Source organism: Bradyrhizobium sp. USDA 4486 (assembly GCF_054057995.1).
Window position 1 is genome coordinate 4,030,843 of record NZ_JBSRZV010000001.1, and the last position, 26,785, is coordinate 4,057,627.

A 26,785-nucleotide genomic window follows, 5' to 3' on the forward strand; every position below is an offset into this window, starting at 1 on the left:
CAGTTCTGACGGTGGTTCCGCGGCCGTTCCAGCAGCAGGAACCCGCCGAGGCCAATGCCTTGACGGCTGGAACCGGGCCCGAACAGGCCGAAAGTCCCATATTTTCACCGAAAAGCACTGCCAACGAAGCAGGCAGGGAGGAACCGCCAGTCCCTGCCCAAGGTTAACCAAATCTCGCCCGCGGGTTGCTGCTGCATGGCCGCAATCGGCGGGGCGGGTTGGCTTTGGCCCAAGCTTTGGTGTAAAGCTGCGCGGAGTGTGGCTTTTTGCAAGCCTTGCGTGGGCACTGATTGCCGACGACAAGCGCTTCAAACTGCTGATGAATTGGCTGGGACGGACGAAGCCGATCTAAGTGACAGGGATCACAGAGACTGAACCGGAGCGCACCTAAGCTCACCTAAGCTTGAAGACGGGGCCGTGCCCCAGGCAGGTGGCTCCGACGGTTTTAGGATTCGCGCTGCGCCGATATTGTGCAAACCCATCGCGCACCGGAACGACCTTCCGGCGCTGACAAATTGGAAATCGCCGTGAACGCATACAGTAAGACGCCGCTTCTCGACACCATCCGGACCCCGGACGACCTGCGCAAGCTCAAGGTCGAGCAGGTTCGCCAGGTCGCCGACGAGCTGCGGCAGGAGACCATCGATGCCGTCTCTGTGACCGGCGGTCACTTCGGCGCGGGCCTCGGCGTGGTCGAGCTCACCACCGCGATCCACTACGTCTTCGACACGCCGCGCGACCGGCTGATCTGGGACGTCGGCCATCAGGCCTATCCGCACAAGATCCTCACCGGCCGCCGCGACCGCATCCGCACGCTGCGCACCGGCGGCGGCCTCTCCGGCTTCACCAAGCGCAGCGAGAGCGATTACGATCCGTTCGGCGCCGCACATTCCTCGACCTCGATCTCGGCCGGTCTCGGCATGGCCGTCGCGCGCGACCTCTCCGGCGGCAAGAACAACGTTATTGCAGTGATCGGTGACGGCGCGATGTCGGCGGGCATGGCCTATGAGGCCATGAATAATGCCGGTGCCATGAACTCGCGCCTGATCGTGATCCTCAACGACAACGACATGTCGATCGCGCCTCCGGTTGGAGCCATGAGCGCCTATCTGTCGCGCCTCTACTCCGGCAAGACCTATCGCACGCTGCGCGATGCGGCCAAGCAGATCAACAAGCGCCTGCCAAAAATCCTCGCCAACCGCGCCAACCGCGTCGAAGAATATTCCCGCGGCTTCATGATGGACGGCGGCACGCTGTTCGAGGAGCTTGGCTTCTATTACGTCGGCCCGATCGACGGTCACAATCTCGATCACCTCCTGCCCGTGCTGAAGAACGTGCGCGACATGGAGACCGGCCCGATCCTGGTTCACGTCGTCACGCAAAAGGGCAAGGGCTACGGCCCGGCGGAGGCCTCCGCCGACAAGTACCACGCGGTCGTCAAGTTCGACGTCGCGACCGGCACGCAAGCGAAGGCCAAGCCGAACGCGCCGGCCTACCAGAACGTGTTCGGCCAGAGCCTCGTCAAGGAAGCGCAGAAGGACGACAAGATCGTCGCCATCACCGCGGCGATGCCGTCGGGCACCGGCGTCGACATCTTCAACAAGGCGTTCCCCGACCGCACCTTCGACGTCGGTATCGCCGAGCAGCACGCCGTGACCTTCGCCGCCGGCCTTGCGACCGAAGGCTACAAGCCGTTCTGCGCGATCTACTCGACCTTCCTGCAGCGCGGCTACGACCAGATCGTGCACGACGTCGCGATCCAGAACCTGCCCGTGCGCTTCGCCATCGACCGCGCCGGCCTCGTCGGTGCCGACGGTGCGACCCATGCCGGCTCGTTCGACAACGCCTATCTCGGCTGTCTGCCCAACATGGTGATTATGGCCGCGGCGGACGAAGCCGAGCTCGTGCACATGGTGGCGACCCAGGTCGCGATCGACGACCGTCCGAGCTCGGTGCGTTATCCGCGCGGCGAAGGCCGCGGCGTCGAGATGCCGGAGGTCGGCATTCCGCTCGAGATCGGCAAGGGCCGCATGATCCGCCAGGGCAGCAAGATTGCCCTGCTCTCCTTCGGCACGCGCCTCGCCGAATGCGAAAAGGCGGCCGACGAGCTCGCTGCGCTTGGCTTGTCCACCTCGATTGCGGACGCGCGCTTCATGAAGCCGCTCGACACCGAGCTGGTGCTCAAGCTCGCTCGCGACCACGAGATCCTGATCACGATCGAGGAAGGCTCGATCGGCGGCTTCGGCTCGCATGTCGCACAGTTCCTGACCGATCAGGGCGTGCTCGACAGCGGCATGGTCAAGTTCCGCTCGATGGTGCTGCCCGACGTGTTCCAGGACCACGACACGCCGGCGGCGATGTACGCCCGCGCCGGCCTCGACGCGAAGGGCATCGTCGCCAAGGTGTTCGAGGCGCTCGGCAAGGACGTGAAGACCGAGACGGTCAAGCTGGCCTAAGCCATCGCGACAGACGCTGCACCCCCACCCCCACCTCTCCCGATGGGAGAGGTGTTGTACCGCGCTTCGCATCGGCAGATCTCACCCATGAAAATCTACCTGGCAGGCCCCGACGTGTTCCTGCCGGATGCGGTCGAGATCGGCCGGCGCAAGGTCGAGATCTGCGCGGCGCACGGGATCACCGGCCTCTATCCGCTCGACAATGCCGTCGACCTCGCCGCGCCCGACGCCTCGCGGCAGATTTTTTGCGGCAATGAAGCGATGATGGACGGCGCCGATGCCATCATCGCCAACCTCACCCCGTTCCGCGGCGCCGGGGCCGATCCCGGCACGGTCTACGAGCTCGGCTACATGGCCGGCCGGCGCAAGTTCTGTCTCGCCTATTCCAACGATCCCGCCACCTATGCCGACCGTCTCGGCCGCTTCGCCCATGTCACCTCCGCGGATGGACGTCTGGTCGACGCGGAGGGGCTGACGGTCGAGGACTTTGGCCTCGCCGACAACCTCATGATGATCCATGCGCTGGAGCTGCACGGCTGCCCCTTGGTGACGCCGGCGCAGCTGCCGATCGACGCCTGGCATGACCTCGCCGCGTTCGAGACTTGCGTCCGGATGGCGGCCGCGCGATTGATCGCTACATAAGCGACAAGCCCGGTCCTGGAGAGTCGATTGTCCCCTACCCGCAAGCGCGCGGATGTTCTGCTGGTCGAGCGCGGCCTGTTCGAGAGCCGGGCGCGGGCGCGCGCGGCCATCGAGGCCGGGCTCGTCACGGCCGATGACAAGCAGGTCTTGAAGCCGTCGGAGACGATCGCCGCGGATGCTGTGATCCAGGCCGAGCCTGCGCATCCCTATGTCTCGCGCGGCGGTGTCAAGCTCGCCGGCGCGCTGGAGCGCTACCCGATCGAGATCGAGGACCATGTCTGCCTCGACGTCGGCGCCTCCACCGGCGGGTTTACAGAAGTGCTGCTGGCGAACGGCGCGAGCCTCGTCTTTGCCGTCGACGTCGGCACCAGCCAGCTGCATCCCTCGCTGCGCGGCCATCCCAAGATCGTGTCGATGGAGGAAACGGATATTCGCAGCTATGACGGCAAGCGGCTGCCGGCGCGGCCCGATGTCGTCGTCATCGACGTCAGCTTCATCTCGCTGAAAACCGTGCTGCCCGTGGCGCTGTCGCTGGCGGCGGCGCCGATGAGCCTGCTGGCGTTGATCAAGCCGCAATTCGAGGCCGAGCGGAAGCACAACAAGAAGGGCATCATCCGCGACTCGGCCGTGCATCAAGAGATCTGCGACGACATCGTGGCGTTCGCAGCTTCGCTCGGCTGCACCGATATCGAAGTGTTCCCCTCCCCAATCGCGGGCGGCGACGGCAATATCGAATTCTTCCTGGGCGCCCGCCGTGGTTGAGCGCGTGAGGATCGATCACGTCGGGCATCGCGGCGATGGCGTCTGCTTCGACGCCGACGATGCGATCTACGTGCCCTACACGCTTGGCGGCGAGACCGTCGAGGTCGATCACGTCGCGGGCCACCATCCTGATCGCCGCAAGCTGCTGGCGGTGGACGTCGCCAGCCCCGAGCGCATCGAACCGTTCTGTCCGCATTTCGGCGTCTGCGGCGGCTGTGCGATCCAGCATTGGGCCGCGGAGCCGTACCACGCCTGGAAGCGCGGCATCGTGGTCGAGACGCTGGCGCAGGCCGGCATCGCCTGCGAGGTGGCGCCGCTGGTCGATGCCCATGGCGCGGGCCGCCGGCGCGTCACGCTTCATGGAAGATTTGGCACGCATGACGTGCTCAAGGTCGGCTTCTCGGCGGCGAGCTCGCACGACGTCATCCCGATCAATCGCTGCCCGATCCTCGATCCCGGCCTCGAAGGCGCACTCGACGCCGCCTGGGCGCTTGCCGAGCCGCTGACGTCGAAGATGCCGGTGACGAAGCCGCTCGACATCCAGGCCACTGCGACCGCCAACGGCCTCGATGTCGACGTGCGCGGCTCCGGCCCGCTGCCGACACCGATCGTCAGCGCGCTGTCGCGCGTCGCCGAACAGCATCGCCTGGTGCGGCTGACGCGGCATGGCGAGCTGGTGCTGCAACGTCTGCCGCCGATCGTGAAAATGGGTCGCGCTGACGTGACGTTGCCGCCCGGCTCGTTCCTGCAAGCGACGGTTGCGGGCGAAGAGACACTGGCCGCGCTCGTCGCCGAACGCGCCGGCAAGGCCAAGGAGGTTCTCGACCTCTTCTGCGGCGTCGGGCCGTTTGCATTGAGGCTCGCCGAGAAGGCGCGGATCACCGCCTATGACAACGACGCCGGCGCGATCGCCGCCCTCGCGAAAGCCGCGCGCACGCCGGGCCTGAAGCCCATCAGGTGCGAGCCGCGCGACCTGTTCCGCCGTCCGCTGGTGCCGCAAGAGCTCCGCGAGTTCGACGCCGTCGTGTTCGATCCGCCGCGCCAGGGCGCGCAGGCCCAGGCGCTAAAGCTCGCCGCGAGCAAGGTGCCTGTGGTAATCGCGGTGTCCTGCAACACCGCGACCTTCGCCCGCGATGCGCGGCTCCTGATCGACGGTGGCTACAAGATCGACTCGGTGGTGCCGGTGGACCAGTTCCGCCACACGCCGCATGTGGAGCTGGTCGCGAAGTTCACGCGATAGTCTTTTCGTTTGAGCATGACCGTTTCGGGAAACCGCTGCACACTTTGCGGGTCATGGTCTAGCGCCGCAAGCCGCTCAGCGCCGGAGACTCGCCGGGCAGCATGTTCGATCGGATATCGCTGTCCATGCGGCCCGAGTCCTGCTGGACGACGCCGGCGCCAAAGGACAGGCTGAGGTTGGAGGTCGGCTTGAACTCGACACCCGCGAACGCGCTGTAGCCGGGCGCGGCGCTGGAGGTGAGCGGCGCCAGCGAGCTGCCGATGCCGTCTCCGTATTTCAGCGAATTGAAACCGGCAAAGAACGTGACCGGCATGCCGCCCGCGGTCTTGGTGTTGTAGCCGAACTGCGTGCTGTCATAGGACAGCGCGCTGAAATTGCCGGCCGGGACGGACTGGCTGAAGCCGCTCAAGCCGAGATTGCCGCGCGCGCTGCCGACAAAGAAACCGGGACGAAAATCATAGCCCCCGTTGGCATCGCCCGCATTGAAGCTTGGGAAATTGCCGTAAGCATCGGCGCTCTGGACAGCACTGCCGCCGAAGCCGAACGGCCCGCCCGGGATCCAATATTGCAGCGGGGCGGCCTGCGCATGGGCCGGCGCATCGCCGAGGCAGAGCAGCGCGAAGAGAGTTGCAAGACCGCAGGAACGAGCGAAGCTGGACATTCAGGTAACCGTCAGAACCTCGCAGATTATATGCCCAGGATCGTGCAAATGCCAGTGAATGGTACCCGTGATCACGCGATCCAGTTCCTGGCCATTCACCTTTTCCTGACGTCTTGAACCTCGCTTCCGACGGGCGGACCCATTTACAGGGCATGCAGCGTGCTCCCGACGATGGGGGCGCAGACCCTCAATATCCGCCATCGCATGGAGGCTATCATGGACGTCGATACCGACAGGTTGAATGCCTTTATGGGCAAGATGATCACCGAGGTCGGAGCGGCGATGAACGCATCGCTGCTCCTGCTGGGCGACAAGCTCGGTCTTTACCGCACCCTGGCCGCCAAGGGACCGATGAACTCCGCCGAGCTCGCAAGCGCCACCGGAACGACTGAGCGTTATGTCCGCGAATGGCTCTCGAGCCAGGCCGCGTCCGGCTACGTCGAATATGACTCCGCATCCGGAAAATTCTCGATGCTGCCGGAGCAGGCGATGGCGCTTGCCGATCCGGATAGTCCCGTGTTCCTCGGCGCGGTCGGCAACGTCATTGCCGCGGCCTTTCTCGACGAGCCGAAGGTCACGGATGCGTTCAAATCCGGCAAGGGCGTCGGCTGGAACCGGCGCAGCGAGTGCCTGTTCTGCGGCACCGCCCGCTTCTTCCGCACCGGCTACATGCATCATCTGGTGCAGGAATGGCTGCCTGCGCTCGAGGGAGTCGTGGACAAGCTGAAGCGCGGTGCCAAGGTCGCCGATGTTGGCTGCGGTCACGGCGTCTCGACGCGGCTGATGGCGGAAGCCTTCCCCAATTCGCGCTTCTATGGCTTCGACTATCACGAGGGCTCGATCGAGGCGGCGCGAAAGGCTGCAGCCGAAGCAAAGCTCGGCGATCGCGTCAGCTTCGCGGTGCACTCGGCGAAGTCCTATCCGGCCGAGGGCTACGATCTCGTTTGCTTCTTCGATTGCCTGCACGACATGGGCGATCCGGTCGGCGCCATCCGCCACGTGCGCGAAAGCATGGCCAAGGACGGCACCTGCATGCTGGTCGAGCCATTCGCTGGCGATCGTCTCGAAGACAATCTCAACCCGGTCGGGCGCGTCTACTACGCGGCGTCCACCATGATCTGCACGCCGGCCTCGCTCGATCAGGAGGTGGGCCTGGCGCTCGGCGCCCAAGCCGGCGAGGCAAGGCTGCGCAAGGTCGCGAGCGAAGGCGGCCTGTCGCGCTTCCGCCGCGCGGCCGAGACGCCGTTCAACCTGATCCTGGAGGCACGGATCTGATCCAACGAGTGGCCGTTTCTTCAGCGGCCCTCGAAGCGCGACGGCCGGGCTGCTAGCCGCGCGGAAGCAGCGAGGCCGTGCATCCTTCGAGGCTCCAGGCGCGATGCTTTGCATCGCGCCACTCGCACCTCAGGATGACGAATTGGACAGGGTCGTCGTTGTGAGGGAGCCAACGCAATCCGCGGGCTGGCAGCCGTAATCGGCTAAAGAGCGATGAGATCAGGATGAATTGTCATCGCGCTCTAGCTTTGTTGTTTGCGCATGATCTTTTCGGAAAACCGCTGCGCACTTTTCCGGATCATGCTTTTAGGCCGTCCTGTCCACCGAAGACGAGCCGTCCGCCGGCGGATATTTCGTCACCGGCACCACGAAGGACTTGCTGCCGACCTGGTAGATGATCTTGCCGTTCTTGCCGTCGTCGGTCGCGATCTGCGACTGGCCGAACATGATGACGTTCTTGTAGAGGTAGCCCGTGCCCTGGCGGGTGATGCCGTCGGTGGTGACGCTGACCGTGGCTTCCTTGCCGTTGATGGCGAGGACGCGAAAGCTTGCGCTCTTGCCATTCTCGGCCGAATAGCCGCCCCAGCTTCCCATGAGATTGTTGTCGGAACCGGGAGGCGCCTGCTTCGCGAGAGTGGCGGTCGCCTTGCCGCCGCCGGCGGAGAACAGCAGCGCGAGATTCTTGCCATCCTTGGTGCCGACAGTGACGGTGCCGTAGGTGATGGTTGCACCATTGACCTCGCCGAAACCGCGCTCGGTATGTCCATTATGGGTATACTCGATCTGGGCTCGGGCTCCCCGGATGTTCACGACCTTGAAACCGACTTCCTGGTTGTTGCCCACCCAATTGCCTTTCCAGTCACCGATCAGGTTGCTCTGGTGATACATCCGCTCGTTGGCGGGCGAGATCTGGTTGGTGCTGGGCGAGATGACGGCCATCGGATTGCTCGGCGGACGATCCTGACGAAGACGCTTTCGGTCGCATGTCGGCGCACAGTATCAGGACATGATCCTGAAACAGCTGGAAACAATTCGATTAGGGCCACGCGCTGGTTAACGAGCCGTTAAATCCAAGCGCTGCGCGAGGTGAGGCAAACGGTCCCGTTCGAAAAGGTCGCGCGTCTCAGCGGCCCCAGCGGTCCGACCAGATCTTCTCGCCGATCATGCAATTGACCCGCGGCTCCTTGTCCTTGTCGGCAACGGCAACCACCGGCCGCTCCGGCGTGCGGCCCGCCACCTCCATCAGGAGTTTCGTGCGGATGGCTTCCTTGAACTTCTCGCGATCCTTGATCGAGATCACGAAGGCGCCGGGACCGCCGATGACGCAGTCCTCGTAATAATAGTCGAGATTGTCGATATCCATGGTCGAGTAGGACGGCTCCTTGACCATGATCGGCAGGCCGTTGATGACGATGCCTTTCTCGAGTGCGGCGTCGCGCGCCACCGTCACGGGACCGCCATTGTTGTTGGGTCCGTCGCCCGAGATGTCGATCACGCGGCGCAGGCCCCGATAGGGATCCTCCTCGAACAGCGGCATCGCGAAATTGATCGCGCCGGAGATCGAGGTGCGCGAGGCGCGCCGGATCGGCGTCTTCATGATCTCGGCCGCGACTGCATCCGCGGTCTCCGGTCCGTCGACCAGCCGCCAGGGGATGATGATCTTCTGGTCGCTGGAGGCGGCCCATTCGAAATAGGTCACCGCGATCCGACCGTTCGGACCGAGCTTCAGCGCCTGGAGGAATTCCTTCGACTGGAGCGCCTGCGCGTAACCTTCGCGCTGCACCGCGAGCTCGTCCATGTCCATGGAGTAGGAGACGTCGACCGCGAGGATCAGCTCGACGTCGACCGTCTGCGCATCCTTGTCGGCGGCTGCCAGGCGCTGCGGCTGATGTCTGGACGAATCAAATTTGGGTCCTGGTGCCGCAATGCCCGCGACCTCCCCTCCGGCAAACATGCCGGCCATCAGCACAGCCCCGATCGAGAACAGCAATCGCATCGCAGTCTCCCGTCGTATGACGCGATGGTGACATGCAATCGCCTTGCCGCAAAGCGCGAAGATCGCTTGCGCTTCACATTCGAGTTAGGAATTTCGCGCCTTGCGCAAAGCTGCCGCGATGCTGCCGCGCTTGCGTCATCGGAACGCGTGCGACCACGAACTCCGTCATTCCGGGGCGGTTCGAACAGCCGAACCCGGAATCTCGAGATTCTCAGGCGCGCAAGGGCGCGCCAGAGTTCTCGCTTCGCGAGCCCCGGAATGACGGAATATGGAGCTACTCCCCCGCCCACTTGTCCGGCGCGATTTCCATGCTAGGCTGGACGCACAGATGGGGATGGAGTCCCCCGACAACCGCCCGGCGGTTCAGATTTGCCTGGACCGTATTGGGCTGATGACTCCTGCTTGAGGTGGGGCAATCATTGAGCCTCCGCCTCTGGCGGAAGCATGGACAAACCCGCCGATGGCGGGTTTTTTGTTGCCTAAGCCGGGCAAAGGAGAAGGCGTGACGACGACACTGAATGCTGCGCGCAGCGCGTTGCCCAGGGGGATCTGGGTGCTCGGCTTCGTCTCGATGCTGATGGACATCTCCTCCGAGATGATCCACGCGCTGCTGCCGGTCTATCTCGTCACCGTGCTCGGCGCCTCCACGCTCACCGTCGGTTTCATCGAGGGCATCGCGGAGGCGACCGCCTCGATCACCAAGATCTTTTCGGGCGCATTGTCGGACTGGCTCGGCCGCCGCAAGCTGCTCGCGGCCCTCGGCTATGGGCTGGCCGCGATGACGAAGCCGCTATTCCCGCTCGCCCCCAGCGTTGGATGGCTGGTCGCGGCGCGCTTCATCGACCGGGTCGGCAAGGGCATTCGCGGTGCGCCGCGCGATGCGCTGATCGCCGATATCGCCCCTCTCGGCCTGCGCGGCGCTAGCTTCGGCCTGCGGCAGTCGCTCGACACCATCGGCGCGTTCGTCGGTCCGCTCGCGGCGATCGGCTTGATGTGGTGGACGGCGGATAATTTTACCCTCGTGTTCTGGCTGGCCGTGCTGCCGGCCTTCCTGTCCTTCGGCCTGATCGCGTTCGCGGTTCACGAGCTGGAGCCGGACCCAGGCCGAGAGCCCGCGACGAATCCGCTGAACCTTGCGGCAATGCGGCAACTCGGATCGGTGTACTGGCGCGTCGTCGCGGTCGGCGTGGTGTTTCACGCTGGCGCGCTTCAGCGAGGCCTTCCTGATCCTGCGCGCGCAGAACATCGGGCTCAATGCGATGTGGGTGCCGGCGGTGCTGGTGCTGATGAACATCACCTACGCACTGTCGGCCTATCCGGCCGGCGTGCTGTCCGACCGGATCAACCGGACCGCCCTGCTCGCGCTCGGCCTGCTCTTTCTCGCCGGCGCCGATCTCGCGCTCGCGCTGCTGCCGAGCCTTGGGGGCCTCGCGCTCGGCGTCGTGCTGTGGGGGCTGCATATGGGACTGACGCAAGGCCTGCTCTCGGCCCAGGTCGCCGACGCTGCGCCGCCGAGCCTGCGCGGCACCGCCTTTGGCTATTTCAACCTGTTCACCGGGCTTGCCCTGCTGGCCGCAAGCGTGATCGCCGGTGCGCTGTGGGACACCTATGGTCCGGCGGGCACATTCCTCGCCGGGCTCAGCTTCGCGTTGATGGCGCTGGTGGGGCTGCTCACCGTCGGCAACGGCCTCGCCGCGGAGGACAAGTGATGCTGAGCGGAGTGACCGCGATCGTGATCGGCAGCGTGCTCGGCGGCTGCGCGCGCTATTTCGTCTCCGGCGCGATCGCCCGGCGGCTGGGCGAGACGTTTCCGTGGGGCACAATGACCATCAACGTCACCGGCGCCTTCCTGATCGGCATTTTTGGCGCGCTCGCCACCCATCCCGGATCGGTGTTCGCATCGCCCAATCCCTGGCTGTTCGCGGTGACCGGCTTCCTCGGCTGCTACACCACAGTGTCCTCGTTCAGCCTGCAAACGCTGACGCTCGCGCGCAACGGCGAGCCGCTACACGCGCTCGGCAACGTCGTGTTCTCGGTCGGGCTATGCCTCGCCGCCGTCAGTTGCGGCTTCCTCCTTGCGGACAATCTTGGAGGCTAGGCGCGGATGAAGTCCCCCTCCTCCGCCGAGCGCTGGCGCACTGCAACGCTCTATGCCTGGGTGGCTGCCGGCAGCATCATTGGCGGGCTGACGCGATACCTGGTCGGGCTCGCACTCGACGCAGGTCCCGGCTTCCCCGTCGCGACGCTGTTCATCAACGCAACGGGTTCGCTGATCATCGGCTTCTACGCCGCGCTCACTGGCCCGGACGGCCGCGTGCTGGCGCGGCCCGAGCACCGGCAATTCGTCATGACCGGATTCTGCGGCGGCTACACCACCTTCTCGACCTTCAGCCTCGAGACCTTCCGCCTGGTCCACGGCGGCCTGAAATATACGGCGCTGGCCTATGTGGCGGCCTCCGTCGTCTGCTGGCTGGTGTCGGTCTGGCTCGGGCATATGCTGGCGAGCCGCACCAACCGCTTGAAAAGGAGCTGACGATGCAAATTCCCAATCAGGCTGTTTCGCTCCGGATCTTCATCGGCGAAAGCGACCATTATGACGGCAAGCCGCTTTATGAAGCGATCGTGACGACGGCGCGCGAGCGGCACCTTGCCGGCGCCACCGTGCTGCGTGGCCCGATGGGGTACGGCAAATCGAGCCGGCTGCACACCTCGAAGATCCTGCGGCTGTCGGAAGATCTGCCGCTGCTGATCGAGATCGTCGACAGTGAGGACAACATCAATGCATTCCTGCCCATCCTGGATGGCATGATGTCGAGCGGCCTGATCACCTTGGAGAAGGTGCAGGTCCTGCAATATGGTGCGAAGGCCGCGAGCTGATCGCTCCGGCTGGAACCCGAGCCCGCCCTGTCCGGGAGGCGGAATGAACGACACTGTCACCACGCCGAAAACCAAAACCAAGACCGAGACCAAGACCAAGGTCGAGCAGCCGCGGCTGCACAAGGTCATCCTGATCAACGACGACTACACGCCGCGCGAATTCGTGACCATGATCTTGAAGGCCGAATTTCGTATGACTGAGGATCAGGCCTACAAGGTGATGATCACTGCCCACAAGCTGGGCGCCTGCGTCGTCGCCGTGTTCACCAAGGACGTCGCCGAGACCAAGGCGACGCGCGCCACCGACGCCGGCCGCGCCAAGGGCTATCCGCTGCTGTTCACCACCGAGCCCGAGGAATAGGTCTAATCCAAAGCGCGATGAGATTAGGATGGATCGTCATCGCGCTTTAGGTTGTTGTTTGAGCATGATCTGTTCGGAAAACCGCTGCGCACTTTTCCGGATCATGCTCTAGCCGCGCCTCCGGCGTGCGCCCACCGGCTTGCGCGCGCTGCTTGCGGGCGGATGCTCCTGAACGTGTTTCCAGAACGCTTCCGCCGCGGGCGTCAGCCTCGACTTCGGCCGAAACACGTGGATCTCGATCGGGACCTCCCATTCCCGCCCGCCCGCCCTCACCAGCTCGCCCGATGCGAGCTGATCGGCGATCAGGCTTTGTGGCAGCCAGGCCATACCGCGGCCGGCCTGGACCATCGTGACGAGCAGTTTAGCAAGGTGCGAGGTGAATGCCGGCTTGAGGTGCGCCTTCAAGGGCGAGCTCGAGCGGACCGCTTCGAGGATCTTTCCCATTCCGGATTCGGGACGGAAGCTGAGGAATTGCACCGGTGCGGTCTCCGTTCCCGGCAACCTGAAGCGTGGAGTTTTGACCGATCTCGAAGCGGGCACCGACGCCGGAATCAGGCAGTCGTCTCCGACATGAACGGAGCGAAACTGGGACGTCGTCAGCGCGGTGACGGTTGCGGGATGGTGGTGGCAGAGCAGGAAATGCACCTCGCCGGCAAGCAGCATGCGCTCGCACGCCTCCATGTGGTTGGCGACCAGCTGCACGTTCGGCACGAAGGACAGCACGGTCTCGATACCGCGCAGCCAGTCCGGAAAGAAGGTCAGCGACAGCGCGTTGGTCGATGCGAATTTCAAGACGTCGGAGGCGCCGCGGGCGAGCTCCTGGGCCTCGAGCCGGCCGGCCGAGAGGCGGCGGAGGATATCTTCCGCGGTGAGGCGGAACGCCTCGCCCGCGGCGGTGAGACTCACCGCATGCGTCGTGCGCTCGAACAGCGCAGCGCCAGCCCACAGCTCCAGCGCCTTGATCCTGCGGCTGAGCGCCGGCTGCGACGAGTTACGTTGTTCGGCGGCGCGCGAAAAGCTGCGCGTCGAAGCCACCGCGATGAAATCGTGCAGCCAGTTGATCTCCATGCCGCTTAGTCCCGCTTATGCAAATTCCGCATAATCATATCATGAGGTGACATTGGATTTCCAGAAGGCCCGCCTGCACCGTCAGGGAAAGCAGATTTCCCTCGGGAGGCCGAATGTCCGGGCGCACGCTCTACGACAAGCTCATCGACGCGCATGTGGTGCGGAAGCTCGACGATGACGGGCTGGTGCTGCTCTATGTCGATCGCACCGTCCTCAACGAATATACCAGCCCCCAGGCCTTTGCCGGCCTGCGCGCCGCCGGGCGCAAGGTGTGGAACCCCTCCGCCGCGCTGATGGTCGTCGACCACGTCAATCCGACGGCGGCCCGCCGCACGCGCCAGATGCCGGACGCCGATGCGGCGCGGCAGGTCGATTACTTCGCCGACAATGCGCGCGATTTCGGCATCGAGTATTTCGACATCCTCGATCCGCGCCAGGGCATCGAGCACGTCGTCGCGCCCGAGCAGGGGCTGGTGATGCCCGGCATGGTGATCGCCGCCGGCGACAGCCACACCACGGCTTACGGCGCCTTCGGCGCGCTCGGCTACGGTATCGGCACCTCCGACATCGAGCATTATCTGGCGACCTCGACGGTGCGCTACCGCCGCCTGAAGACGATGCGGATCAATGTGACCGGATCTCCTCCGCTCGGCGTGACGCCGAAGGACGTCGTCATGGAGATCATCCGGCGCATCGGCGCCGATGGCGCCACAGGCTATGCGGTCGAGTTCGCCGGTCCTGCCGTGACCGGGATGAGCGTCGAGGGACGGATCGTGATATCGATCATGATCGTCGAGGCGGGCGCGCGCGGCGTCGTCGTCGCGCCCGACCTGAAGGTGCTTGATTATCTCAGGGGACGGCCCCGCGCGCCGAAGGGGGAGATGTGGGACCGCGCCGCCGCGGCATGGTTGCAGCTGCGCTCCGATCCGGACGCCCGCTTCGACCGCGAAATGACGATCGATGCCGGCGAGGTCGCGCCGCTGGTGACCTGGGGCACCAGTCCGGACCAGGCGATCGCCGTGACCGATCGTATTCCGGATCCCGACAGCAACGTGGCCATGGATCGCAAGACGGCTGCCATGCGCGCGCTCGCCTATATGGGCCTAACGCCGGGAACGCCAATCCAGTCGGTGCCGATCGATTTCGCCTTCATCGGCTCCTGCACCAATTCCCGCATCGAGGATCTGCGCGATGCGGCGCGGGTGTTCAGAGGCCGCCACGTCGCCTCAGGCGTCCGCGCCATCGTCGTGCCGGGATCGACGCAGGTCCGCGCGCAGGCCGAGGCGGAAGGGATCGCGCAAATCCTGATCGATGCGGGCGTCGAGTGGCGGCAGTCCGGTTGCTCGATGTGCCTGGCGATGAACGACGACATCCTCGCGCCTGGCCAGCGTTCGGCTTCCTCGACCAACCGCAATTTCGAGGGGCGACAGGGCCCCGGCGCGCGCACGCATCTGATGAGCCCGGCGATGGTCGCCGCCGCCGCGGTCACGGGCCGCATCACCGACGTGCGCAGCCTGATCGGAGCAGACGCGCCATGACGCCGTTCCATCGTGTCTCCGGCGCGGCTGCGCCGATGATGACGCCGAACACCGACACCGACGTGATCATGCCGAAGATGTTCTTGAAGGGCGTCGATCGCAGCGGTCTCGGCGACGGCGCCTTCAACCTGCTGCGCTTCAATGCCGGTCAGCCCAATCCGGATTTCGTGCTGAACAAGGACGGCTATCGCGACGCCTGCTTTCTCGTCGTGGGTCCGAATTTCGGTTGCGGCTCCAGCCGCGAGCATGCGGTCTGGGGTCTCCAGCAGCTCGGCATCCGCGCCCTGATCGGCACGACCTTCGCCGGCATCTTCAACGACAATTGCACCAATAACGGCTTGCTGACGATCAGCTTGGACGCCGCCACGGTGAGCATGATCGCCGACGTCGTCGCCAATCCTGCGAGCAACCGCCTCGCGATCGACCTCGAGCAGCAGGTCATCCGGATCGAGGGCGGAGGGATCGTCCCTTTCGCGATCGAGCCCGCACGCAAGGAGGCGTTCCTCTCAGGACGCGATGCGATCAGCGCGACGCTCGTCTTTGCCGACGACATTCGTGCCTTCGAGCGGCGGCACAAAGCGGATCATCCCTGGTTCTGAGCGAACGCAGGGCAAATCAAAACGAAACAACACAGGGAGGCAATCTTGACCGACACGACCATGAAGCTTGACGATGCGGCGCAGCCCGCCCCGTCGTCCGCACTCGCGGCGCTCAGAATCGGCCCGCTGCCGATCACGGTCTATGTTGCCGCTGCGCTGGTCTGTGCGGCTGCAATCTATACCGGCAAACTCCCCAACGACGTGATCGGCGGCCTCTCCGTGCTGATGCTGCTCGGCTTCCTGCTCGGCAAGCTCGGCCAGACCATTCCGGTACTGAAGCGGATCGGCGGCACGGCGATCCTGTGCCTGTTCGTGCCGGCCGCGCTCGTCAGCTACGGCCTGATGCCCGAGGCGGCGCACAAGGCGATCACGACGACATTCCGCACCGCCAATTTCCAGTACTTCTTCATCGCCTGCCTGGTCGCAGGCTCGATCCTCGGCATGCCGCATCGTGTCCTGGTGCAAGGCTTCATCCGGATGTTCGTGCCGCTGCTGGTCGGCACGCTGAGCGCGATCGCGATCGGCATGGCGGTCGGGCTGCTGTTCGGTCACAGCCCCAAGGAGACATTCTTCTTCGTGATCATCCCGATCATCGGCGGCGGGCTTGCTGAGGGCGTGCTGCCGCTGTCGATCGCCTATGCGGAGATGCTGCACCGGCCGCAAGGCGAGCTCGTGGCGCAGATGGTGCCCGCAGCCCTGCTCGGCAACGTCGTCGCCATCGTCGCGGCCGGACTTCTCGCTCGCCTCGGAGGAAAAACGCCGCGACCTCAACGGTCGGGGCATGCTGGTCAAGACCGGCGACAATGACATCCTGGGCCCTGCGCGATCCGATCGTCCGATCGATCTCGGCCTGCTCGGTGCCGGCATCGTGCTGTCCTGCGTGCTGTTCGTGCTCGGCATGGTGCTTGCGCCCTATACCGGCATTCCCGGTCCGATCCTGATGATCATCGCGGCGGTCGTACTCAAGCTGACGAAGCTTTTGCCGGCGGAGATGGAGCTTGGCGCATATCAGATCAACAAATTCATGTCGACCAACCTCACCTTCGCGATCCTCGTCGCGATGGGAACGCTGCTGGTGTCGTGGCAGCAGCTCGTCGCCTCCTTCAATCCAGGCTACATCGCGGTCTGCACCGCGACGGTGCTGGCGATGGTCGCCTCCGGCTTCTTCGTCGGCAAGTGGCTGAACATGTATCCGGTCGAGGCGGCGATCGTGACGGCCTGTCATTCCGGGCTCGGCGGCACCGGCGACGTCGCCATCCTCGGCGCCGCGGACCGCATGGGCCTGATGGCCTTCGCCCAGATCGCCACCCGCGTCGGCGGCGCCGTCATGATCGTGATCGCGACACTGGCGATGAAGGTCGCGTATTGACGGGCTGTCGCGGGGCGGCCGGTGATCACACCGAGCCGCTGCCTGCCAATGTGTCGCGCACATTGACGCGCCGCCCGTCGGGCCTGCTGACGTAGAGATGGCTCTCCAGAACTGATTGCATGTTCTCGAACATCGAATAGAGATCATCGCAATAGACCGAAGGATTGTCGTAGCCGTTTATCTTGGAGAAGCGGTGCGGAAGATAGCCTCCCCCGCAGGCGTTCATGAACTTGCATTGGCGACACTTCTCGCAAAGATTGATTGAAGCATCGCGCGCGGCCTTCCAGCGCGGCTCATTGCGGACCTCATCGATCGCATGATCGAAGATGTTGAACTTGGTGTTCGTGAACCCGTCGCCCGCAATCCGCAGCACATCGTGGGCCTCCACGGTGCCATCGGTCATCACGGTGCAAAGCTCGACCGGTTTGTGACCCACGCCCTCGGTCGGCGAATTGTTGCCAAGCAGGGCGGTGATCATGTCGGAGATGATGCGGATGTCGGTCGCAGGCGTCGTGCGATTTGCCTCCAGCCACAGGGCAAACAGTCCGTTGTAGAAGGCGGCAATGGAAGGCGGCTTCTCATCCACCGTCGCGTCGGGGATCATGATGTCGTAATTGGAGATCCCACACGCGGCAAAAAAATCAGCGTATTGCTGCGGCGCGTAAGCGGGATTGCAGACGGCCAGGGCAATGACGCCAATGTTGCGCGATACCAGCATGCGGGCGGCACGTTCCACGGCGGCATGGGTGCCCGTACCCTGAAATGTCTTGCGGTGGAGGTCGTGAATATCGGCCGGCCCGTCCAGGCTGATCGCGACCGAAATGTTGCGCGCCTCGAAGCAGGCAAGCCATTCGTCATCGATCAACATGCCGTTCGTCGTGACTGCGATGGGTATGTCGCAGCCCGTCCGTGATGAAATCGCCTCGCAGGCCTCGGCGAAACGGTGGAAGTTCTCAACGCCCCACAGCAACGGCTCGCCGCCGTGCAGAACGATGGGAAAATCGACGAGGGAATATCTGACGAGGTGCTCCTCGATGCGCTGCAGCAATCGATGCCGCACGTCAGGGCTCATCAGCTTCGGTTTGGTATAAACGGACGCGTCGCGGAACCAGTAACAATAGGAGCAGTCGATGTTGCATCTGGTCGCGACCTTGACCAGCAACTGCGTGATCGGCTGTTCCTGGAAGGCGACACGATCTGGACCGTCAGCCGACATGCCGATACCGCGACGGGCTGGAGGAAGCTATCTAGTACCCTCGAACGAATCCTCCTCGGCGGAACGCGCCGACGCCAGGAGCGTATGCCGCCCTGCGAAACGCGCCTGCATTGGCTCCCTTGGCAAAACCGCCCCGTCTAAAAGCGGCCTGGGTCGCCACGGGTTCGTCGGCGACAACGCTTTGCTCCGCACCCTGTCCGCGCAGATCGTTCAGCAATGCGTCGATACCCTGATGGTCGCTCTGAATGGTTGCGCCCGGCCCATGCAATTGAATGAGGCTCGCCAAGACCTTCAGCGTCGTAATCGGCATGATTGTGCTCCTCTTTTCGCGACGCGCTGCAGGGATCGAACGAAAGGCCGGCATGTCGAGCCGGCTGAGCAATCACAGACACTATACCTTTTCTGTTGTAGCGGCAATGTCTCGGGGCCGTTCGGACTTCCGCCCGGTCTGCTCGGCTCAAAGAGCAGATACTGCTCCTGGACCGAGCCCGCCTTACGCCATCACCACCGGCGTCTCCTCGCCGAGCCCGTAGACGCGCTGGGCTTTCGAAAATCCCGCGATCGGAAAATCGCCGAGCGCGCGCCAGTCGTGACGGCAGACATTGGCAAAGCCTTCCGAGGCGACGATGGTGCGGCCGAGCCGGCCGGCGATCTTCTCCAGCCGCGCGGCGAGATTGACGGCGGGGCCGATGCAGGTGAAGTCGAGGCGGTTGCCGCCGCCGATATTGCCGTAAAGGATGTTGCCGACGTGGAGCGCGACACCGAAGCGGAAGCGTTCAACGACGTCGCCGACAGGAAAGGCGAGCGCCTCGACGCTGGCGCGGGATTCGCGCGCAGCCTCCAGCACGCGGGAGCAGACGTGCGAGGCATCACCGACATATTCGTCGATCGGGAACACCGCGAGCAGCCCGTCGCCCATGAACTTCAGCACCTCGCCGCCATGGCCGCGAATCGCGGCGACCTGGCAGTCGAAATACTGGTTCAGGATCTCGACTACGGTCTCGGCCGGCAGCCGGTCCGACAGCGCGGTGAAGCCGCGCAGATCGGAGAGCCAGATCGCGGCCTGCATGGTGTCGTTGTGGCCGCGGCGGATTTGGCCGCCGAGGATGCGCGCGCCGGCGCGGTTACCGACATAGGTGTCGAGCAGCATCTCGGCGGTGCGGCGCAGGCTGATGATCTCGGCGACGCGCGCGAGCGGCGTCACGATAGAACGGATAGCCGCGATGTGGTCTTCGCTGAAGCCGCCGGGATGCCGTGTCACCCAGCTCGTCGCATGTACCGAGCCGTCGAGAAACGGCATCGGCACCGCGATATAGTCGGTCGCCCCTTCGGCTCGAATGTCGTCGAGAAATGGAAACCGCTTGCTGTCCGGATCGTCCATCCGTCCGCGGACCTCCAGGCCTTGCTCGAACACGATTCGGAGCGGGCTCCTGGCGAATTCGGGCGTCTCCAGGATCTTGAAATCGACGGTGCCGACCTCGACCTCCTCGCCCTGCCGCCAGATGAAGTTGCGGCCGAATATCTCCGGATGCAGCGTGCGGATGAAGATGCCGAAGCGCCATAGCGGCAGGCCGGCCTCGACCAGATGCTCGCAGACCTCGGTGATCATCTCGGCCGGAGTCCCGGACGACCGCGCGCCGTCGATCAGCCAGTTGGTGATGCGCTGGAGCTCGGAGCTTTGCATGACCGCATTAGCGGATGAAGTTGTGTGGACGTCAAGCTACGCGGTAAACTGGTGCCGCGACACGAGGAGCTTCAAGCACCGTACCTCTTCCCAGCGGGGAAAGGTGAAGAACTAGTGTCCTGAGTCACAAGTTCGCAATCGTAGATTCGCAGTAGATTCGCGTCGCTGTGCCAGAGATGGCGGCTGTAACAGCGACGGAGGATCTGATGTCGGCCCAGCGGCTTGCGCCCCTGATATTGAGCGATGATGAGCTTGCCGAACTTCAGTCGCTGACGATGCGGCGGAAAACGGCGCAGGCGCTGGCTCTGAGAGCCCGGATCGTGCTGACCTGCGCGGAAGGCGGTCAGAACAAGGAGGTGGCGGCCAAGCTAGGCCTGGAGCGGGGAACGGTAGGCAAGTGGCGGCAGCGTTTTGTAGAGCAGCGCGTGGCCGGGCTGCACGACGAGCCGCGTTCCGGGGCGCCGCGCACCATTGACGATGCCCGCATCGAAGCTGTGATCGTGCGGACGCTGGAAAGCTGCCCCGAGAACGCCACTCATTGGAGTTCTCGGGGCATGGCGAAGGCCAGCGGCCTGTCGGTGTCAACGGTGCAACGCATCTGGCGGGCCTTCGGGCTCCAGCCGCACCGGCTAGAGACATTCAAGCTCTCCACCGATCCGAACTTCGTCGCCAAGGTGCGCGACGTCGTCGGCCTTTACGTCTCGCCGCCGGCACACGCCATCGTTCTGTGTGTAGACGAAAAGTCCCAAATCCAGGCGCTGGACCGCAGTCAGCCGATGCTGCCGATGCGTCCCGGTCAGCCGGCTCGAAGGAGCCATGACTACAAAAGGCACGGCACCACATCGCTGTTCGCCGCTCTCGACATTGCGACCGGACGGGTCATCGGCAAATGCTACGGACGCCACCGAGCCGCCGAGTTCCGCAAGTTCCTCGACGAGATCGAGGCCGCCGTACCGGGCGAACTCGACGTCCATCTCGTCATGGATAACTATGCAACGCACAAGACGCCGCTGATCCGGAAATGGCTAGCCAAAAGGCCGCGTTGGCATGTGCACCTGACTCCGACCAGTTCGTCATGGCTCAATCAGGTCGAGCGCTTCTTCGCGCTCCTTACCGATAAGAAGATCAGGCGCGGCGTCTATCGCAGTGTCGCTGCCCTCAGGGCGGACATCACCTCGTTCATCGAACGACACAATGCCGATCCGAAACCATTCCGATGGACCAAGTCCGCTGACGACATCCTTGCTTCCATCGAGCGCTTCTGCCGATACAATGCCCCGGCACAAAACGGACCAATGTTGCGAACTTCTGGTTCAGGACACTAGCGCCCGACCTGCCCGCGGTCGCGCAAAAAGTGGTCGGCCAGCACGCAGGCCATCATGGCCTCGCCGACGGGGACCGCGCGGATGCCGACGCAGGGGTCGTGACGGCCCTTGGTGAAAATCTCGGTGTCGGCGCCCTTACGATCGACGGTGAGACGCGGCTGGAGGATCGACGAGGTCGGCTTCACGGCGAAGCGCACCACCACCGGCTGTCCCGTCGAGATGCCGCCCAAAATGCCGCCGGCATGGTTGGAGAGAAAGCGCGTGCCGTCATTGCCGGTGCGCATCTCGTCCGCGTTTTCTTCACCGGTGAGCTCCGCCGCGCCAAAGCCGGCGCCGATCTCGACACCCTTGACGGCGTTGATGGTCATCATCGCGCCGGCGAGATCGGAATCGAGCTTGGCGTAGATCGGCGCACCTAAGCCGGCCGGCACGCCCTCGGCGACGATCTCGAGCACCGCGCCGATCGAGGAGCCGCTCTTGCGGATGCCGTCGAGATAGGTCTCGAAGAACGCGGCCTTGTCCTTGTCCGGACAGAAGAACGGATTTCTGCCGACCTCGTCCCAGTCCCACTTGTCGCGGTCGATCTTGTGCGGGCCGATCTGCACCAGCGCGCCGCGCACCTTCACATCGGGGAGCACCTTTCGCGCGATCGCGCCGGCGGCAACCCGCATCGCGGTCTCGCGCGCCGAGGAGCGGCCGCCGCCGCGGTAGTCGCGCAGGCCGTATTTCGCCTCATAGGTGAAGTCGGCATGGCCAGGACGAAACTTGTCCTTGATCTCGGAATAGTCCTTCGAGCGCTGGTCGGTGTTCTCGATCAGGAGCCCGATCGGGGTGCCGGTCGTCACCTGCACGCCGGTCTCCGGATGCGCCATCACGCCGGACAGGATTTTCACCTGGTCCGGCTCCTGTCGCTGGGTGGTGAAGCGCGACTGGCCGGGCCGGCGACGGTCGAGATCCTTTTGGATATCGGCCTCGGTCAGCGGGATCATCGGCGGGCAGCCGTCAACCACACAGCCGATCGCCACCCCATGGCTCTCGCCAAAGGTGGTGACGCGGAACATGTGGCCGAAGGTGTTGAAGGACATGCTTGGCTGTCGCCTGATGTTGACAATTTACATCGCGTGGTAGCGCGCAAGACAGGAACCGTCAAACGCTGTTCCCGTCATTGCGGGATGGTCCGAAGGACCAGACCCATCTCGAGATTTAGGGTTCGGTGCTGCGCACCGCCCCGGAATGACAGTTGGGTGAGATTAACTAAACTTCTCCAGCCGCCCCTCGCGGAACACGTAGACGGCGCCCTGTTCGATATAGAGGTCGGCGGCGCTGGCTGGGGTCTCCAGCCCCAACGCCACCATCAGGGCCCGGCAGGTGCCGCCATGGGCAACCGCGACGGTGTCGACCAGGATGGACTCGTACCAGTCGAGCATGCGCAGCTGCACCGCCGCATAGGTCTCGCCGCCGCTCGGGGCCACCGTCCACTTGTCGGCGAGGCGCCTTGCGTAGACCTCAGGGTCGGCCGCTTCGCTCTCGACGAGGGTCAGCCCTTCCCAGCTGCCGTAGCCGATCTCGCGCAGGCGATCGTCGAGCGAATAGTCGGCAGGCGGGAGTTCGAGCTTGCCGCGCACGAGTTCCATGGTCTGGCGAGCCCGGCCGAGCGGGCTCGACACGTAGGGCAGTGCCGCGCGGTCCTGGCCGTCACGCTCGAACAGATCCGCCAGCACGCCGGCGGCGTGCACGGCCTGACCGCGGCCGCGCGCGTTCAGCGGGACGTCCCTGGTGCCCTGGAGCCGTCCGAGCGCATTCCACTCGGTCTCGCCGTGGCGAAGGAAGTAGATCGTGGGCACGGGCATTGCAATTGCAGCTGAAGATCAGTTCTCTTGTTTGAGCATGATCTCCGCGCAAACGCGTTCCGCGTTTGTCGCGAGGGAAAACCGGTTGCCACTTGTCCGGATCATGCTCTAGCCACCCAGCGAAATGTCCGGCGCGTCCGGACGCTTCATGCCGAGCACGTGATATCCGGAATCGACGTGATGCACCTCGCCGGTGACGCCGCGCGACAGATCGGAGAGGAAATACAGCGCGCTGCCGCCGACGTCCTCGGTCGACACGTTGCGCCGCATCGGCGCGTTGTACTCGTTCCACTTCAGGATATAGCGGAAGTCGCCGATGCCGGACGCGGCGAGCGTCTTGATCGGACCTGCCGAGATCGCGTTGACGCGGATGTTCTTCTCGCCGAGATCGGCAGCGAGATAGCGCACGCTGGCTTCCAGCGCGGCCTTGGCCACGCCCATCACGTTGTAATGCGGCATCCACTTCTCGGCGCCGTAATAAGACAGCGTGATCAGCGAGCCGCCGTCGGTCATCAGCTTCTCGGCGCGCTGCGCCACCGCCGTGAACGAATAGCAGGAGATCAGCATCGACTTCGAAAAATTCTCCTGTGTGGTGTCGACATAGCGGCCGTCGAGCTGCTCGCCATAGGCGATCGCGTGCACCAGGAAGTCGATCTTGCCCCACTTCTCCTTCAGCACCGCAAACGACGCGTCGATGGTCGCAGCGTCGGTCACGTCGCAATGGCCGAGCACGAGGCCGCCGATCTCGGCAGCGAGCGGCTCGACACGCTTCTTCAGCGCATCGCCCTGATAGGTGAAGGCGAGCTCGGCGCCGGCGGCGTGGCATGCCTTGGCAATGCCCCAGGCGATCGAGCGGTTGTTGGCGACGCCGAGGATCACTCCGCGCTTGCCTTGCATCAGACCTGAATTCTGCGCCATTTCTTCACGTCCCATCGAGCGGGTTGACGTCTGGAGGTACACCACCCCTCCCCTGCGGTACAGCCCTAATACGCGGCGTTAACGCTGTTTCGAGCGCCGGAATAGCCGTTCCGTTCGGGTGTTATGATGATCGAGGCGTTCGCGCCGATCGTTAGGAACGTCAAGACGGCAATGAGTGCGTTTCGCCAGAGTGTGGAAGCCATGATCCCGGCGTTGCGCCGCTACGCTCGCGCGCTGACGCGCGATGCGGATGCGGCCGACGATCTGGTGCAGGACACCTTGGTGCGGGCGCTGCGTTCGGAGCGCCTGTTTCTCGGAGGCGATGTCAGGAGCTGGCTCTACACGATCCTGACCAACCTGAACAAGAACCGGCGGCGCTCGCTGGCAAGGCGGCCGCAATTCATGCAACTGACGGAGAACAACCCCGACGCCAGCGGGACCGAAGCCGAAGGACGCGACATCGAGAAGGCGCTGGCGACGCTGGTCGAGGAGCAACGCTCTGTGCTGCTCCTGGTGATGCTGGAGGGCATGAGCTACCGCGAGGTTGCCGACATCCAGGGCGTGCCGATCGGCACCGTGATGTCGCGCCTGGCGCGTGCCCGCGCCCACGTCAAAGCCTCACTGGACGGCGAGCGCCCGGCGCTCAGGCGGGTGAAATGATGGCAGGATCGATGCATAGCGTTTTGTCCCGCCTGCCGATGAGGCGAGCAACGTCGAATCACGAAGAACATTTTGGGCCGCAGAGCCAGAGACTAACGATATGAACGACCGCAATATTCCAGTGACCGAGGACGAACTGCACGCCTATGTCGATGGCGAATTGCCGACCGAGCGCCGTGCCGATGTCGAGGCCTGGCTCGCCGCCCACCCTGAAGATGCCGAGCGCGTGCAATCCTGGCGCGCCATGGCCGAGATGCTGCACGCCCGCTACGACGCCGTCGCCCTGGAGCCGGTGCCGGCGCGGCTGGAGCTCGAGCGCCTGGAGCGCCGGCCGCGGCAATGGCTGTATGGCGCCGCAGCGGCTGTGCTGGTCGCTTTCGTCGCCGGCGGCTCCGCCGGCTGGCTCGCCCACGGCGCCGCCAACGCCCCCTCGGCCTTCCAGAGCTTCACGGCGGATGCGCTCGGCGCCCACCGCCTCTATGTCGTCGAGGTCCGGCATCCGGTCGAGGTCGGCGGCAATGAGCGCGACCACCTTCAGGCCTGGCTGACCAGGCGCTGCGGCTGGACTGTGTTCGCGCCGAACCTGGAGGCGAGCGGGCTGAAGCTCGTGGGTGGCCGGCTCCTGCCGGGGCCGAACGGTCCGGCCTCGTTCCTGATGTATGAGGGCGCCTCGGGCGAGCGCTACACGATCTACAGCGCCAAGACCGAAAATGGTGCGACGCAGATGCGCTACGCCAAGACGGACAAGGACGGGGCGCTGTTCTGGGCCGAGCGCGGTGTTGGCTATGTCGTCAGCGGCGGCGCCGACCGCGACCGGCTGACCAAGGTGGCGCAAGCCGTTTACGACCAGGCAGAGAAAAGCGGCGGCTGAACAACCGCACGAGGGCAGTGCCCAGATTCCGTCATCGAAAATTTCGAATCAAGACATGTGTGCGTCTCATTATCGCACCGGGTGATCACGCGATTATGAGTGGCGTTCGATCCGCCGATCGACGCGGGCGGCCTCGATTGGGGTTTTTGGTACCGCGCTGGTCCCCCTCTCGAGGCCGCACCTTTTTATCGGCCGCCCCGCCGGACAGCCGACACGTCTCAGACGTCAGCGTCGAAGCGCGGCCCGCGCTTCAGGCGTATGTTGAGCATCATCCTGTGGGGAAGAGAATGCTCCGATCGTCGACACGGTCTCGGACAGCGCCCTGTGTCTTTTTGGCATGATCTTTCGGAGAACCGCTACGCACTTTTCCGAATCATGCCCTAACCGAGCCCGCTACGCGGATTGTAGCGATGTTGGTCCCGCCACTTCTCCATCAATGCCTCAAGCTCGGCGTCGTTCCCGTCCGGTAGCATAATCCTGACGGTGACAAAGAGGTCCCCGGTTCCGCCGGCCTTCGGCAGGCCCTTGCCCTTGAGGCGGAAGGTCCGGCCGCTGGAGGTGTTTTTCGGGACAGACAGCTCCACGGCATTGCCGAGGGTGGGTACGCGGACCTTGCCGCCAAGCACCGCCTCATAGAGCGTGACCGGCAGGTCGATCCGCAGGTCCGCGCCCTCGACCTTGAAGTACGGATGCGGCGCGATGTTGATGGTGAGCAGCAGGTCGCCGGGTGGATGGCCCTGGGCGCTCTCGCCCTGGCCGCGCAGCCGGATCTGCTGGCCCTCGGTGACGCCGGCGGGAATCTTGACGTTGAGCTCCTTGCCGTTCGGCAGGCGGACCCGCTTCTCGCCGCCCTTGACCGCCTCTTCCAGCGAGACGGACATGGCGACATTCACGTCGAGATCGAGCCCGATCCCGCCGGTGTCGAACTCGAACTGGGCGCCGCCGCCGGCTCCGGGCCGCGCGCCGCGCATCCCGCCGCCGAACATGCTGTTGAGGATGTCCTCGAACGCACCGCCGCCCGGGCCGGCACCCGCACCGCCGCTTCGGAACGTATAGCTTTCGAAGCCGCCGGGGCCGGCGCGGCCGCGGGGGCCGCCGCCCGGAAAGCCCTGGAAGCGCGGCTTGCCCTCGGCGTCGATCTCGCCGCGGTCGAACTGTTTGCGCTTATCCTCATCGCCGAGGATCTCGTTGGCCGAGTTGATCTCGGCAAAGCGCTCGGCGGCCCTGGGATCGCCTTTGTTGTTGTCGGGATGGTGCTTCTTGGCAAGCTTGCGATAGGCGCTCTTGATCGCGGCAGCGTTGGCGCTCCGCGGCACCCCCAAGACCTCATAGGGGTCGCGCATCCGTCACGTCTCCTTCAAGCATTCGAATTTGTTCAAAGGGCTCCCCACCCCACCTCGATCCATGTGGGGGCGGA

27 protein-coding genes, 1 pseudogene and 1 riboswitch are annotated in these 26,785 nt (G+C 64.6%); of the genes and pseudogenes, 17 read left to right on the plus strand and 11 right to left on the minus strand.

From position 1 onward, the window contains the following. The first annotated feature begins 527 nt into the window (after positions 1–527). The 4 genes from dxs to ACVWY3_RS19635 all read left to right on the plus strand — a co-directional run bounded on the left by dxs (position 528) and on the right by ACVWY3_RS19635 (position 5,100). Positions 528–2,456, plus strand: coding sequence for a 1-deoxy-D-xylulose-5-phosphate synthase (gene dxs / locus ACVWY3_RS19620; RefSeq protein WP_456839947.1), 1,929 nt, complete (start codon positions 528–530; stop codon positions 2,454–2,456). Between the two features lie 87 nt (positions 2,457–2,543). Beyond that, positions 2,544–3,098 carry a nucleoside 2-deoxyribosyltransferase gene (locus ACVWY3_RS19625; protein WP_456839948.1) on the plus strand — a complete coding sequence of 185 codons (555 nt, stop codon included), beginning with the start codon at positions 2,544–2,546 and terminating at the stop codon, positions 3,096–3,098. A gap of 27 nt (positions 3,099–3,125) precedes the next feature. After that, entirely contained in the window at positions 3,126–3,860 is a 735-nt protein-coding gene (locus ACVWY3_RS19630) for a TlyA family RNA methyltransferase (RefSeq protein WP_456839949.1), read from the plus strand. Continuing rightward, complete coding sequence (locus ACVWY3_RS19635) at positions 3,853–5,100, plus strand: class I SAM-dependent RNA methyltransferase (protein ID WP_456839950.1); 1,248 nt, start codon at positions 3,853–3,855, stop codon at positions 5,098–5,100. The genes ACVWY3_RS19630 and ACVWY3_RS19635 overlap by 8 nt, the downstream gene beginning before the upstream one ends. Before the next feature lie 58 nt (positions 5,101–5,158). Here the strand turns inward: ACVWY3_RS19635 and ACVWY3_RS19640 are convergent, their stop codons facing one another. Beyond that, on the minus strand, positions 5,159–5,761 hold the full coding sequence (locus ACVWY3_RS19640) for an outer membrane protein (RefSeq protein WP_456839951.1): 603 nt from the start codon (positions 5,759–5,761) through the stop codon (positions 5,159–5,161). A 216-nt stretch (positions 5,762–5,977) separates the two neighbouring features. On the opposite strand from ACVWY3_RS19640, the gene ACVWY3_RS19645 reads away from it, so the two are divergent. Further along, on the plus strand, positions 5,978–7,036 hold the full coding sequence (locus ACVWY3_RS19645; RefSeq protein WP_456839952.1) for a class I SAM-dependent methyltransferase: 1,059 nt from the start codon (positions 5,978–5,980) through the stop codon (positions 7,034–7,036). Positions 7,037–7,342: 306 nt separating this feature from the next. On the opposite strand, the gene ACVWY3_RS19650 is transcribed toward ACVWY3_RS19645, so the two are convergent. Both ACVWY3_RS19650 and ACVWY3_RS19655 read right to left on the minus strand, forming a co-directional pair. After that, on the minus strand, positions 7,343–7,975 hold the full coding sequence (locus ACVWY3_RS19650) for a hypothetical protein (protein WP_456839953.1): 633 nt from the start codon (positions 7,973–7,975) through the stop codon (positions 7,343–7,345). 184 nt (positions 7,976–8,159) lie between these two features. Next, positions 8,160–9,032 (minus strand): DUF1194 domain-containing protein, encoded by an 873-nt coding sequence (locus ACVWY3_RS19655; protein WP_456839954.1) that lies wholly within the window; start codon positions 9,030–9,032, stop codon positions 8,160–8,162. Between the two features lie 321 nt (positions 9,033–9,353). Next, a riboswitch (Fluoride riboswitch) is annotated at positions 9,354–9,440 on the plus strand. Positions 9,441–9,492: 52 nt separating this feature from the next. Between ACVWY3_RS19655 and ACVWY3_RS19660 the strand changes: the two are divergent. The 5 genes and pseudogenes from ACVWY3_RS19660 to clpS all read left to right on the plus strand — a co-directional run bounded on the left by ACVWY3_RS19660 (position 9,493) and on the right by clpS (position 12,270). Further along, positions 9,493–10,741: pseudogene (locus tag ACVWY3_RS19660) on the plus strand (MFS transporter). Continuing rightward, positions 10,741–11,130, plus strand: coding sequence for a fluoride efflux transporter CrcB (gene crcB, locus ACVWY3_RS19665; protein WP_456839955.1), 390 nt, complete (start codon positions 10,741–10,743; stop codon positions 11,128–11,130). The pseudogene ACVWY3_RS19660 and the gene crcB (ACVWY3_RS19665) overlap by 1 nt, the downstream one beginning before the upstream one ends. A 6-nt stretch (positions 11,131–11,136) precedes the next feature. Continuing rightward, positions 11,137–11,565, plus strand: a complete 429-nt coding sequence (crcB, locus tag ACVWY3_RS19670; RefSeq protein WP_456839956.1) for a fluoride efflux transporter CrcB — start codon at positions 11,137–11,139, stop codon at positions 11,563–11,565. Between the two features lie 2 nt (positions 11,566–11,567). Next, positions 11,568–11,909, plus strand: coding sequence for a DUF190 domain-containing protein (locus tag ACVWY3_RS19675; protein ID WP_456839957.1), 342 nt, complete (start codon positions 11,568–11,570; stop codon positions 11,907–11,909). A 43-nt stretch (positions 11,910–11,952) separates the two neighbouring features. After that, a complete protein-coding gene (clpS, locus tag ACVWY3_RS19680; protein ID WP_456839958.1) occupies positions 11,953–12,270 on the plus strand; it encodes an ATP-dependent Clp protease adapter ClpS in 318 nt (105 codons plus the stop codon). 108 nt (positions 12,271–12,378) lie between these two features. Here clpS and ACVWY3_RS19685 read toward each other — a convergent pair whose 3' ends face one another. Then, positions 12,379–13,338: a LysR family transcriptional regulator gene (locus tag ACVWY3_RS19685; protein ID WP_456839959.1), complete on the minus strand. Its 960-nt coding sequence runs from the start codon at positions 13,336–13,338 to the stop codon at positions 12,379–12,381. 113 nt (positions 13,339–13,451) lie between these two features. Between ACVWY3_RS19685 and leuC the strand changes: the two genes are divergently transcribed. Genes leuC through ACVWY3_RS19705 form a run of 4 tightly spaced genes read left to right on the plus strand, consistent with a single transcriptional unit; the run spans position 13,452 to position 16,844 of the window. After that, entirely contained in the window at positions 13,452–14,876 is a 1,425-nt protein-coding gene (gene leuC / locus ACVWY3_RS19690) for a 3-isopropylmalate dehydratase large subunit (protein ID WP_456839960.1), read from the plus strand. Then, on the plus strand, positions 14,873–15,475 hold the full coding sequence (gene leuD, locus ACVWY3_RS19695) for a 3-isopropylmalate dehydratase small subunit (protein WP_456839961.1): 603 nt from the start codon (positions 14,873–14,875) through the stop codon (positions 15,473–15,475). The genes leuC and leuD overlap by 4 nt, the downstream gene beginning before the upstream one ends. Before the next feature lie 45 nt (positions 15,476–15,520). Continuing rightward, positions 15,521–16,282, plus strand: coding sequence for a 2-hydroxycarboxylate transporter family protein (locus tag ACVWY3_RS19700; RefSeq protein ID WP_456839962.1), 762 nt, complete (start codon positions 15,521–15,523; stop codon positions 16,280–16,282). Then, on the plus strand, positions 16,257–16,844 hold the full coding sequence (locus ACVWY3_RS19705; RefSeq protein ID WP_456839963.1) for a 2-hydroxycarboxylate transporter family protein: 588 nt from the start codon (positions 16,257–16,259) through the stop codon (positions 16,842–16,844). Before ACVWY3_RS19700 ends, ACVWY3_RS19705 begins: the two co-directional genes overlap by 26 nt. A 25-nt stretch (positions 16,845–16,869) precedes the next feature. Here ACVWY3_RS19705 and ACVWY3_RS19710 read toward each other — a convergent pair whose 3' ends face one another. From ACVWY3_RS19710 to ACVWY3_RS19720, 3 genes are all read right to left on the minus strand, one after another. Continuing rightward, positions 16,870–18,060 (minus strand): radical SAM protein, encoded by a 1,191-nt coding sequence (locus ACVWY3_RS19710; protein ID WP_456839964.1) that lies wholly within the window; start codon positions 18,058–18,060, stop codon positions 16,870–16,872. 31 nt (positions 18,061–18,091) lie between these two features. Beyond that, positions 18,092–18,370, minus strand: coding sequence for a hypothetical protein (locus tag ACVWY3_RS19715; protein ID WP_456839965.1), 279 nt, complete (start codon positions 18,368–18,370; stop codon positions 18,092–18,094). A 183-nt stretch (positions 18,371–18,553) separates the two neighbouring features. Further along, entirely contained in the window at positions 18,554–19,744 is a 1,191-nt protein-coding gene (locus ACVWY3_RS19720; RefSeq protein WP_456839966.1) for an adenylate/guanylate cyclase domain-containing protein, read from the minus strand. Between the two features lie 206 nt (positions 19,745–19,950). On the opposite strand from ACVWY3_RS19720, the gene ACVWY3_RS19725 reads away from it, so the two are divergent. Beyond that, entirely contained in the window at positions 19,951–21,069 is a 1,119-nt protein-coding gene (locus ACVWY3_RS19725) for an IS630 family transposase (protein WP_456838572.1), read from the plus strand. Here ACVWY3_RS19725 and aroC read toward each other — a convergent pair. The 3 genes from aroC to fabI form a co-directional block, all read right to left on the minus strand. Further along, positions 21,066–22,154, minus strand: coding sequence for a chorismate synthase (aroC, locus tag ACVWY3_RS19730; RefSeq protein WP_456839967.1), 1,089 nt, complete (start codon positions 22,152–22,154; stop codon positions 21,066–21,068). The genes ACVWY3_RS19725 and aroC overlap by 4 nt on opposite strands. 165 nt (positions 22,155–22,319) lie before the next feature. Beyond that, positions 22,320–22,919, minus strand: a complete 600-nt coding sequence (locus ACVWY3_RS19735) for a histidine phosphatase family protein (RefSeq protein WP_456839968.1) — start codon at positions 22,917–22,919, stop codon at positions 22,320–22,322. A 108-nt stretch (positions 22,920–23,027) separates the two neighbouring features. Next, entirely contained in the window at positions 23,028–23,837 is an 810-nt protein-coding gene (gene fabI / locus ACVWY3_RS19740) for an enoyl-ACP reductase FabI (RefSeq protein WP_456839969.1), read from the minus strand. 171 nt (positions 23,838–24,008) lie between these two features. Here fabI and ACVWY3_RS19745 point away from each other — a divergent pair, with 171 nt between their 5' ends. Continuing rightward, positions 24,009–24,497 (plus strand): sigma-70 family RNA polymerase sigma factor, encoded by a 489-nt coding sequence (locus ACVWY3_RS19745; protein ID WP_456839970.1) that lies wholly within the window; start codon positions 24,009–24,011, stop codon positions 24,495–24,497. A 100-nt stretch (positions 24,498–24,597) separates the two neighbouring features. Continuing rightward, positions 24,598–25,368, plus strand: coding sequence for an anti-sigma factor family protein (locus tag ACVWY3_RS19750; protein WP_456839971.1), 771 nt, complete (start codon positions 24,598–24,600; stop codon positions 25,366–25,368). A 380-nt stretch (positions 25,369–25,748) separates the two neighbouring features. On the opposite strand, the gene ACVWY3_RS19755 is transcribed toward ACVWY3_RS19750, so the two are convergent. Next, positions 25,749–26,711: a DnaJ C-terminal domain-containing protein gene (locus tag ACVWY3_RS19755; protein ID WP_456839972.1), complete on the minus strand. Its 963-nt coding sequence runs from the start codon at positions 26,709–26,711 to the stop codon at positions 25,749–25,751. Between the last annotated feature and the right edge of the window lie 74 nt (positions 26,712–26,785).